Annotated in this window: 11 protein-coding genes; 3 read left to right on the top strand and 8 right to left on the bottom strand. The window is 40.3% G+C overall.

The annotated features are described in order from the left end of the window. The 4 genes from tyrS to lptE form a co-directional block, all read right to left on the bottom strand. The coding region (gene tyrS, locus PSN35_RS03740; RefSeq protein ID WP_300029626.1) for a tyrosine--tRNA ligase at window positions 1–772 on the bottom strand (772 nt) is incomplete at its 3' end. Window positions 773–782: 10 nt separating this feature from the next. Beyond that, window positions 783–2,042: a glutamate-5-semialdehyde dehydrogenase gene (locus PSN35_RS03735; protein WP_300029621.1), complete on the bottom strand. Its 1,260-nt coding sequence runs from the start codon at window positions 2,040–2,042 to the stop codon at window positions 783–785. After that, the gene (gene holA / locus PSN35_RS03730) at window positions 2,030–3,049 is read right to left on the bottom strand and encodes a DNA polymerase III subunit delta (protein ID WP_300029618.1); all 1,020 of its coding nucleotides are present in this window, start codon (window positions 3,047–3,049) and stop codon (window positions 2,030–2,032) included. The genes PSN35_RS03735 and holA overlap by 13 nt, the downstream gene beginning before the upstream one ends. Next, window positions 3,039–3,491, bottom strand: a complete 453-nt coding sequence (gene lptE, locus PSN35_RS03725; RefSeq protein WP_300029615.1) for an LPS assembly lipoprotein LptE — start codon at window positions 3,489–3,491, stop codon at window positions 3,039–3,041. The genes holA and lptE overlap by 11 nt, the downstream gene beginning before the upstream one ends. A 154-nt stretch (window positions 3,492–3,645) precedes the next feature. Between lptE and ftsH the strand changes: the two genes are divergently transcribed. The 3 genes from ftsH to glmM are packed head-to-tail and all read left to right on the top strand — an operon-like array spanning window position 3,646 to window position 7,714. Beyond that, window positions 3,646–5,559: an ATP-dependent zinc metalloprotease FtsH gene (gene ftsH, locus PSN35_RS03720; RefSeq protein ID WP_300029612.1), complete on the top strand. Its 1,914-nt coding sequence runs from the start codon at window positions 3,646–3,648 to the stop codon at window positions 5,557–5,559. Window positions 5,560–5,583: 24 nt separating this feature from the next. Next, the gene (gene folP, locus PSN35_RS03715; protein ID WP_300029634.1) at window positions 5,584–6,396 is read left to right on the top strand and encodes a dihydropteroate synthase; all 813 of its coding nucleotides are present in this window, start codon (window positions 5,584–5,586) and stop codon (window positions 6,394–6,396) included. Continuing rightward, window positions 6,389–7,714 (top strand): phosphoglucosamine mutase, encoded by a 1,326-nt coding sequence (gene glmM, locus PSN35_RS03710; RefSeq protein ID WP_300029609.1) that lies wholly within the window; start codon window positions 6,389–6,391, stop codon window positions 7,712–7,714. The genes folP and glmM overlap by 8 nt, the downstream gene beginning before the upstream one ends. Window positions 7,715–7,836: 122 nt before the next feature. On the opposite strand, the gene PSN35_RS03705 is transcribed toward glmM, so the two are convergent. From PSN35_RS03705 to PSN35_RS03690, 4 genes are all read right to left on the bottom strand, one after another. Further along, window positions 7,837–8,319, bottom strand: coding sequence for a hypothetical protein (locus tag PSN35_RS03705; protein ID WP_300029606.1), 483 nt, complete (start codon window positions 8,317–8,319; stop codon window positions 7,837–7,839). Between the two features lie 2 nt (window positions 8,320–8,321). Continuing rightward, window positions 8,322–8,849 (bottom strand): TIR domain-containing protein, encoded by a 528-nt coding sequence (locus tag PSN35_RS03700; protein ID WP_300029603.1) that lies wholly within the window; start codon window positions 8,847–8,849, stop codon window positions 8,322–8,324. A 176-nt stretch (window positions 8,850–9,025) separates the two neighbouring features. Continuing rightward, window positions 9,026–9,253, bottom strand: coding sequence for a hypothetical protein (locus PSN35_RS03695; RefSeq protein WP_300029601.1), 228 nt, complete (start codon window positions 9,251–9,253; stop codon window positions 9,026–9,028). Window positions 9,254–9,279: 26 nt separating this feature from the next. Then, window positions 9,280–9,654 (bottom strand): hypothetical protein, encoded by a 375-nt coding sequence (locus PSN35_RS03690; protein ID WP_300029598.1) that lies wholly within the window; start codon window positions 9,652–9,654, stop codon window positions 9,280–9,282. Between the last annotated feature and the right edge of the window lie 178 nt (window positions 9,655–9,832).

Below are 9,832 nucleotides of genomic sequence, written 5' to 3'. Positions count from 1 at the left end.
AGCGCCACATAAGCTCATCAGAAATTGACATAATTTTGCCAAACATGTCATCTGGCGCATCATCGATACCGATGTAGTTATCGAGTGATTTTGACATTTTTTGCACGCCATCTAAGCCTTCCAAAATAGGCATAGTGAGAATAGTTTGAGGCTCCATTTTGGCTTGTTTTTGCAGCTCTCTACCCATTAGCAAATTGAATTTTTGATCGGTTCCGCCGAGTTCTACATCTGATTCTAGGGCAACAGAGTCGTAACCTTGAATCAGTGGATATAAAAATTCATGAATAGAAATACTCTTGCCAGATTTATAGCGCTTAGAGAAATCATCACGCTCTAGCATTCTGGCAACGGTTTGTTGTGAGGCGAGTTGAATCATCTCAGCTGACGACATTTTGCTCATCCACTCGGAATTGTAGACAACTGTCGTTTTACTTTTATCAAGAATCTTAAATACCTGATCTTGATAAGACTGAGCGTTTTCCACCACTTGTTCTTGAGTTAGTGGTGGGCGCGTGGCACTCTTGCCGGTAGGGTCGCCAATCATGCCAGTGAAATCACCGATCAAAAATAAGATCTCGTGGCCCAAGTCTTGCAATTGCTTGAGCTTATTGATTAACACCGTATGACCCAAGTGCAAATCTGGTGCTGTTGGATCGAAGCCTGCTTTAATGCGCAAAGGTTTGTTTTTGTCTAATTTTTTCTTTAGTTCGTCAAGTGGCAATATTTCATCTGCACCACGCTGAAAAACAGCTAGCGTTTCATTTGTACTCATCATTGTTTTTTTATTGTCTAATGTGACCGTCACCTAGGACGATATATTTTTGTGAAGTTAGGCCTTCTAAGCCAACCGGGCCACGAACATGAAATTTGTCTGTGCTGATACCAATTTCAGCGCCTAGGCCATATTCAAAGCCATCAGCAAAACTGGTTGAGGCGTTAATCATAACTGAGGCAGAGTCTACTTCGGTAATGAATCGACGACCTGAGGTGTAATTTTCCGTCACAATTGACTCGGTATGGCCTGAGCCGTGCTGATCAATGTGGCTGATAGCGTCACTCATGGAATTAACGATACGAATAGACAAAATGGCATCCAGATATTCTGTATCCCAATCTTCATCTGTTGCCGCAATAATTTGTTTTGAAAAGTGACATGTTTGCTCACAGCCTCTAAGCTCTACACCTTTTAGTGTGTATTCTGCAATTAACTCAGGCAGCACTCTGCTAGCAGCTGATGCATGCACCAGCAGGGTTTCCATGGCATTGCAAACACCGTAACGCCTTGTTTTAGCGTTGAATGCAATTTTAATGGCTTTTTCGGTATCGGCATCTTTGTCAATATAAGTATGACAAACACCGTGTAAGTGTTTAATCACAGGCACCTTGGCATTATTGCTAATTGCTTCAACCAAGCCTTTGCCGCCACGCGGGATAATGGCGTCAACATAATCACTGGCTTGAACTAGTTCATTAACCGCTTCACGATCTGTTGTGCTAATTAACTGCACGCTGTGCTCACTCAGATTGGCATCAATCAGCCCTTGCTTAACGCATTGATATAGCGCCATGTTTGAATGAATAGCCTCTGAGCCGCCACGTAAGATGGCGCCATTACCTGATTTTAGACAAAGTGCTGTTGCATCAATGGTAACGTTTGGGCGTGATTCATAGATAATACCCATGACACCAAGTGGTACACGCATTTTTCCAATTTGGATGCCGCTTGGGCGATATTTCAAATCAGTAATTTCACCAACAGGATCTGGTAAGTTAGCGATCTGATTAAGGCTTTCAATAATGCCATCTAAGCGTTGATCATCTAGCATTAGTCGATCAATCAGTGCGCTATCCAGACCTTTGGTTTTGCCGTTGTCAAGGTCGTATTGATTGGCAGATAAAATTTCGTCACGATTGTTATTAATTTGATCGGCAATATTTAACAACGCGGTATTTTTAGCTTGAGTGGTGGCGCCCCTAAGTGATTTGGCTGCAATACTGGCATTGTTACCCAGTTCAATGATTAGATTTTTTATTGAGCCCATTGGTTTTTTCCAGCTAAATTTAATAAAAGTGTGTGCAATTCGTCCACAACGTTAAGATTATCCGCGCCTTTGATTGAGCGGTCAATACGTCCAAGCAATAATAATATTTTTTGCAAACGTTGATATGGATGACGTTTTAAGATGTTGGTGATGAGTGGCTTTCTTTTATTCCAAACTCGATACTGTTTCAAAATGGCATTGATATCGGTATTTTGGTGCATTTCAATCGACATATCAATGATAGATTTAAGCTCTCGATATAATGAACTGCTGAGCAAAATTGGCATGGCGCTATCGCCAATAAGAGTGCGATAAATTTTACTGACTTGGGCGTCGTCGCCCAATAAAGCCGCATCAATTAATCCGTAAACGCTATATTTTGATTGCTCTTGAGCTTGAGCTAGAAACTCTTGGGTGTTGATATTGCCATCAGGATAGGCCATTTTAAGTTTTTGGATTTCTTGCATAGAGGCTAGCAAGTTTCCTTGTGTGCAAAAAGCAATACTTTGTGCCACTTCTTTATTTGCAGTGAGACCAGTGCTGGCCATGTGGTTGCTAATCCAACCAGCTAAATGATCACTTGACACTTCCCAATGTTGGATAACACCACCATGCTGCTCTAGTGTTTTAAACCATTTGCTTTTTTGCTGAGCAAGGTCTAGTTTGTCAGTGGTTATAATTAGCAGTATATCTAGTGGAAGATGGCTAGCAAGTTCGCTTAAGGCTTTAGAGCCTTTGACACCGATTTTTCCTGTTTTAAGTTTGCATTGAATAATGCGCTTAGGTGAAAACAAAGAGGTGTTAGCAATTTCAGCCGTAATCAAGCCCCAGTCAAAGTTGCCGTCAATATCAAAAGTGGCTTTTTCGTCAAACCCTGCGCGCCTTGCAGCGGCTAAAATTTCGTCTAAACTTTGTTGAATAAGCAGTGGTTCTGCGCCAAAAACACAATAAAGTGATTCAAGCTTATTGGATAGTTGGGAATTAAGCGCCTCCGGCTTAATTCTCATTGAGTTTTGACAATCTTCTGATTAATTTTTTAATGACCGTGTTTCTAAGTTGCGTATATGACTCTTCAATTTGCAAACGGTCTGCCTGTGCTGAGCTAACCTTGCTTAGATGCATGCTGGCAGCTAAATCTTGAGACAGTAGTAATTTATTATCAGCATTAAATACTTTAACCGGTACACTCAAGCTTAATGTGTAACTGTTCGCTGTATTGGATGTTGTGTAAGAAGCGGTTTGTTGTTTTTTAACCTCTGCACCAATTTGAATGCTTAAGTTTTTCGCTGCTTCTTGATTGAATCTAGTTTCAAGCTCAGCTGCAAATGCATTTGATTTGTCACTCGTGATGGTTGCATTTAAAGTGGTGTTTTTAACTGGTGCATGAAATCCACATGAGCTTAATAGTGTTGTGGCAAGAATAATAGGTAATAGGGCAATCTTTAACATGGCGATAATTATTTGGCTTTATTAAGTTAAGAATTATGACAGAATTTGACTTTATTTGTTGAAAAAACCTTGAAAAAACGCCATCGGTCTATATATAGCGAATCAATAGGGTATAGTTACCCGTCTATTTTTTTTATAATATTGTTATAGTCCCATGTTTAAGAATTTATTGTTGTGGTTGGTGTTAGGTAGTGTTCTTACCTCGATTTTTAGTCAGTTTGAAGTTAACGAGAAAAAAAGCGAAGTTACTTATTCTGAATTTATCCAAAGCGTTAAACAAGGAGATGTTTCTGAGGTAACTATTGCTGGTAGCAATATTACGGGTGTTGGTGCGGGTGGTGAGCGTTTTTCAACCTACTCACCGGGTGATCTTGGACTGATGGGTGACTTGTTAAATAATGGCGTTAATGTTGTTGCTCAGCCACCTGAAAAGGATGGTTTTTTCAAGCAGCTAATTATTTCATTAGCGCCAATCGTACTCTTAATCGCTGTCATTCTCTACAGCATGAAAGGTGCTGGTGGCGCTATGGGTGGCAAGAATCCAATGAGTTTTGGCAAATCCAAAGCGCGCCTAATCCCTAAGGATGAATCTAATGTGACTTTTGCAGATGTTGCTGGTGTAGATGAAGCTAAAGAAGATGTGGCTGAATTGGTTGACTTCTTATCAGACCCTGGAAAATTCACCAAAGTGGGCGGAAAAATTCCCAAAGGTGTTTTGTTAGTTGGCCCACCAGGAACCGGTAAAACATTATTAGCAAAAGCCATTGCAGGCGAAGCAGACGTGCCATTTTTCTTTATTTCTGGCTCTGATTTTGTTGAAATGTTTGTGGGTGTGGGTGCTTCTCGTGTGCGTGACATGTTTGAACAAGCTAAGAAAAATGCACCGTGTATTATTTTTATTGATGAAATTGATGCAGTTGGACGTCAACGTGGTGCTGGTATGGGTGGTGGCCATGATGAGCGTGAACAAACGTTAAATCAAATGTTGGTTGAAATGGATGGTTTTGAAGGTTCTGAAGGTATTATTGTGATCGCTGCCACCAACCGACCAGATGTACTTGATCCTGCGCTATTACGTCCTGGACGTTTTGATCGACAGGTCATGGTTGGCTTGCCAGATATTAACGGCCGTGATGCCATTTTAAAGATTCATATGAGTAAACTGCCAATTGCTAAAAACGTTAAATCTGTGAATATCGCAAAAGGTACACCAGGCTTCTCGGGTGCCGATTTGGCCAACTTAGCCAATGAAGCCGCTTTGATTGCTGCGGGCAAGAATAAGCAACTGGTTGGCATGCAAGAATTTGAAAAAGCTAAAGACAAAATTATGATGGGCGCAGAGCGAAAATCAATGGCTATGGATGAGGCAGAAAAAGAAATGACCGCTTCTCATGAAGCAGGTCATGCGATTGTTGGTCGTTTAGTACCTGAACATGATCCTGTTTACAAGGTGAGTATCATTCCTAGAGGTAGAGCATTGGGCGTTACTATGTTTTTGCCAGAAAAAGATAGTTATAGTATCTCTAAGCGCAAGCTAAATTCTCAAATTGCCTCCTTATTTGGTGGACGTATTGCTGAAGAGCTTGTTTATGGTGCAGATTCAGTAACAACCGGCGCAAGCAATGATATTGAACGTGCCACTGAAATTGCTCATAAAATGGTGAAGCAATGGGGTATGTCTGATAAGTTAGGTCCACTGGCTTATGGTGAAGATGAAGGTGAAGTATTTTTAGGCAAGCAAGTTACTAAGCATAAGCATATTTCTGAGGATACATTTAAGGTGATCGATCAGGAAATTAGAGCAATTATTGATACTAACTACACCCTAGCGACCAAGATTCTTGAAGAAAATAAAGATATTTTGATTGAAATGACAAAAGCATTGATGACGCATGAAACCATTGATAAAGAACAAATTGATGATTTAATGGATCGCAAGCCGATCCGTGAGGCAGCCGTTATCGTTGATTCAGATGTTGCGTCAACAGAGCTGGGTTCTGGCATTAGAGCTGATGATTCGAATGATTCTGATGACAAGCCGATCGATGGTGATCCACAAATCGCCTAACGATAATTTGTAGTCGTTATGACTATGCAGCCATCAAAGCCTTTAATTATGGCTGTGTTAAACGTCACCCCAGATTCATTTTCGGATGGCGGTCAGCATGTTAATCTTGATGATGCAGTTGCCGGCGCTAAGCGTATGGTGGATCAAGGTGCGGACATAATCGATGTGGGTGGCGAGTCAACTCGCCCAGGTGCTTGCGCGGTGAGTGAAGCTGATGAAATTAATCGGGTAATTCCAGTAATTCAAACGCTTTCAGCTGAACTAACCACCCCCATTTCAATTGACACATCAAAACCACAAGTGATGAAACAAGCAGTGGCAGCAGGCGCTAGCCTGATTAATGATGTGAATGCTTTGCAAGCAGACGGTGCTTTGGAGATGGCTGCAAGTCTAGGTGTTGATGTGTGTTTGATGCATATGAAAGGCTCACCTAGAACCATGCAAAAAAATCCCACGTATAATAATGTCATTGAAGAGATCAAGCAGTTCTTTCAGCAACGAATTGACGCCTGTTTATCGGCAGGTATTGCCAAGGAAAATATTATTTTAGATCCTGGTTTTGGATTTGGAAAAACACTAGAACACAACTTGGAAATATTGCGTTGTTTTGATGAATTTAAATGTTTTGGCGTAAGGTTGTTGGCAGGTTTGTCTAGAAAATCTATGATTGGTGCTATTTTGAATAATCGAGAAGTTAAAGGTAGGGTTGTTGGCAGTGTAACAGGCGCTATAATAGCAGTTCAAAATGGGGCAAATATTGTGCGTGTGCACGATGTGTTAGAAACAAAAGATGCACTATTGGTAATGCAGGCAGCAATGGGAGAGGGAATTGGCTAATTATTTTGGCACAGATGGTATTCGTGGAGAGGTCGGCATTGAGCCAATTACACCAGATTTCTTTTTAAAATTGGGCTGGGCGGTTGGTTCGGTTTTATCTGAGCAAGGTAAAGCTAGCGTGGTGATTGGCAAAGACACTCGCGTATCAGGCTATTTGTTTGAGTCTGCATTGGAAGCAGGGTTTTTGTCTGCAGGTGTTGATGTGGGCTTGTTAGGGCCAATGCCAACGCCAGCCATTGCCTATTTAACTCAAGCTTATAATGCTTCTGCGGGCGTGGTTATTAGCGCTTCACACAATCATTTTCAAGATAATGGTGTTAAATTCTTTTCATCCAAAGGGTTAAAGCTGAGTGATGAGGATCAGGCAAAAATTGAGCAAAAACTAAACGAGCCCATGGTGAGTGTTAGTTCAAGCAACATTGGTAAAGCGCGCAGACATGAACAGCCGTTAGGGCGCTACATTGAGTTTTGTAAATCTACCTTTGATCGATCAGTTAATTTGAGTGGGCTTAATATTGTCATAGATTGTGCCAATGGTGCCACTTATCACATTGCACAGGATGTTTTTTCAGAGTTGGGTGCGAATGTCACTATTATTAATAACACCCCTAACGGCTTCAATATTAATGAAAATTGTGGTGCGACCGATACCAAGCATCTGCAGCAAGTAGTGCTAGATACTCAGGCAGATTTAGGTATTGCCTTTGATGGCGATGGCGACCGTTTGATGATGGTTGATCAGCAAGGCGAGTTGGTTGATGGCGATGAGTTGGTTTTTATTGTGGCAAAAGCGTGGCAAGCCAGTGGGCGTTTAACCAACAATACGGTGGTAGGCACCAAGATGAGCAATCTCGGCATGCGCCATGCGCTAAGAGATTTAGACATTGCTTTTATTGAGGCTGATGTGGGCGATCGTTATGTGATGGAGCAGATGAAAAAACACGGCGCCATTCTAGGTGGCGAAGGTTCAGGACACATGATTTGCTTAGATCAAACAACCTCAGGTGACGGCATTATCTCCGCACTTCAGGTGTTGGCAGTATTAGCTAGCAGTCAACAAAGTTTAGCGGCGTTAAAGGCGCAAATGGTCAAATATCCTCAAGTGCTAATCAATGTTAAAACCAAAGAAAAAATAAATCTTGATAATCATCAGCAGTTAAATACAACCATTCAAGAAGTGGAAGCAGGGTTGGGCGATGAAGGTCGAGTACTCATTCGTGCTTCAGGTACTGAGCCGCTAATTCGAGTAATGGTTGAAGCAAAAGATGCACAACTTACTCAGCAAAGTGCTGAAAAATTAGCGAATACATTGTGCTAATGAGTTTTTTGAGAATATTTATCTCATTATTTGTACACAACGTCGCAAATCACCGGCAGACAAAAGTTGCAGAGCGAGGCACGAGCGGCGCAGCTTTTGGCTGTCCGAGTGCATTTGCCTTGTTATGTTTCATTATCTTGAAGTTCTGATAAATCATCTTCTACTCCTGCCATTTCTCCAAGCATTTGGGTATAAATGTTAAGGGTAGACTGTAACTCTGCAAGTTCTTCCCGAAATTCTTGACAACTTTGAGTATTTGAAAAAGATCCTTGAACAGACAGTCTGTGCCACTTAGCCGTAAATGGACGAATTATTTGATTCAATACAATAATTGCAATTTTTGTAAACTCAAGACAATGCCTACCATTTGATTTAATCACTTCACGAGTAAGTGGGAAAATTGAGTAGATGCTCTTTAATGCTGTTTCCTCATCACCATGAGCCTCATCAAGTGGCTGCGTTGTAATTCTGGTTAGCAACTCAATGTATAACTCCCAAGCAGCATTTTTATCTTCGTCTTGAGGCTTCCACTCCATATCAAGAAACGGTGTTTTTATTTTTAGGGATGTCATATCCCATTTTTCAAGCCATTTTCCCCAGTTCATTGCTAACACCAACTACTATCGGATCTATTTTTGGCAAACATATCTCTAGAGTTATCTGGGTTAATCCGCTTTCTACGAAGAAAAGCCTCATGAATCCATGATTGAACGAGACTTGGATCATCTGACCAATTATATATTTTGGCGAATTTACAGTCGATATTATCTTGAAGCCTCGGTGGTATAGTTCCTTTACTATATTTTGGGTAGGTTGGAAGAATAATACCTAATAGCCCCGTGCGAGAATTTAACCGGGTGCTTCTAATGCTTGAGGATATTTCCCAATCAACATGTTTCCTCTTCCATGTTTCCGACCCGATAAGAACAATTGTTACACTAGCGTCCCTGATAAATTCATCCCTGATTTTTTGACGAATTGTTTCAGTTTTTAAATATGGGTCAATATCTCCATCACTTACGGCTTTGGTTTCAAGGACATCATAAATATCAGAGAAAATTCTTTCAAATTCTAGTTTGTAATCTTCATCATTTTTATGATGGTAGCTAACGAACACATTGTGTCTGGAACTCATTTATTTCTCCTTTAAAACATAACGCCTAAACTCATCTGACGCGTAAGCGGTCAGGTGCAGTGCCTTGTTAGGTGGTTTTATGATGTTTTGGAAATTTATGATTTAATGACTGATACGCAATAACAATCAAGCCACCTATAAAAACACAAAATGTAAACGCAAATAGATATTCCATTTTATAACTCCTTCAAACGGTCAAGACAAACAAATACTCTCTTGTTAATTAGCACTAATATTAGTGTAATAGCAACAACTGCAGCTGAGCATAGCAATAATATGAAGAAACTTGTTTGTTCAAAATTTTGCACAAACCAAGCCAACAAAGACAAGTCAGTTGCAATAAATATTGCAAATATGACTTTATACCAACCTATTTCCTCTTTTATTTGACTTTCTTCAGACATAGGCTGATTTTAGCATATTTTTAATTTTATGTTTTGTTGGGTTTTTTATTGCATAAAAATATATCAGCAGAAAGAACTAACTTATCAGAACTGTATTTGGTTCTTGCCGCTCTTTCGTTGATTTGTCTATTAGTAATTCTTAATGAGTCACCTTTCATTGACAAGGTGACTAACTTTAACCTCTGGATTAATTTTTGCTCTGTTCCTGCGATACCTGTAAAAAAGTCTTTTACTCCTTGAATAGTTTGAGGGCCAAGATATTCACATTTTTCAGATTGTTTTTCAGTTATAAATTTAACACTTTGTGTTTTAAGGTTTGTTGCTCTTTGTTCCTCAACTGATGCACAAGATGTTAAAAAGGCTGTTGAAACCACTAAACATGTAGCTAATATTTTTTTCATTTTTACTTCTCCAAACACTCTCTAAAAGAAAATAGAAAAGTGTGAGAGATAACCACCTAACGCCAAATTCAGTGGCCGCTGGCAGATATACGATGAACTCTGCCAGCACGCTGAACTTTGATAAAAGATGACCTCTGAAAGAAAACTGCGCTGCCAGCGGTCGACTGGAATTTTTTGT

Source organism: Candidatus Thioglobus sp. (assembly GCF_028599055.1).
GTDB lineage: Bacteria > Pseudomonadota > Gammaproteobacteria > PS1 > Pseudothioglobaceae > Thioglobus_A.
This window is presented reverse-complemented; position numbering and strand designations above follow the sequence as displayed.

Bases quoted from the DNA above. Each gene is read 5' to 3' on its own strand.
- PSN35_RS03735 (WP_300029621.1), bottom strand. From the start codon at position 2,042: ATGGGCTCAATAAAAAATCTAATCATTGAACTGGGTAACAATGCCAGT.
- holA (WP_300029618.1), bottom strand. From the start codon at position 3,049: ATGAGAATTAAGCCGGAGGCGCTTAATTCCCAACTATCCAATAAGCTT.
- lptE (WP_300029615.1), bottom strand. From the start codon at position 3,491: ATGTTAAAGATTGCCCTATTACCTATTATTCTTGCCACAACACTATTA.
- ftsH (WP_300029612.1), top strand. From the start codon at position 3,646: ATGTTTAAGAATTTATTGTTGTGGTTGGTGTTAGGTAGTGTTCTTACC.
- folP (WP_300029634.1), top strand. From the start codon at position 5,584: ATGCAGCCATCAAAGCCTTTAATTATGGCTGTGTTAAACGTCACCCCA.
- PSN35_RS03705 (WP_300029606.1), bottom strand. From the start codon at position 8,319: ATGAACTGGGGAAAATGGCTTGAAAAATGGGATATGACATCCCTAAAA.
- PSN35_RS03700 (WP_300029603.1), bottom strand. From the start codon at position 8,849: ATGAGTTCCAGACACAATGTGTTCGTTAGCTACCATCATAAAAATGAT.
- PSN35_RS03695 (WP_300029601.1), bottom strand. From the start codon at position 9,253: ATGTCTGAAGAAAGTCAAATAAAAGAGGAAATAGGTTGGTATAAAGTC.
- PSN35_RS03690 (WP_300029598.1), bottom strand. From the start codon at position 9,654: ATGAAAAAAATATTAGCTACATGTTTAGTGGTTTCAACAGCCTTTTTA.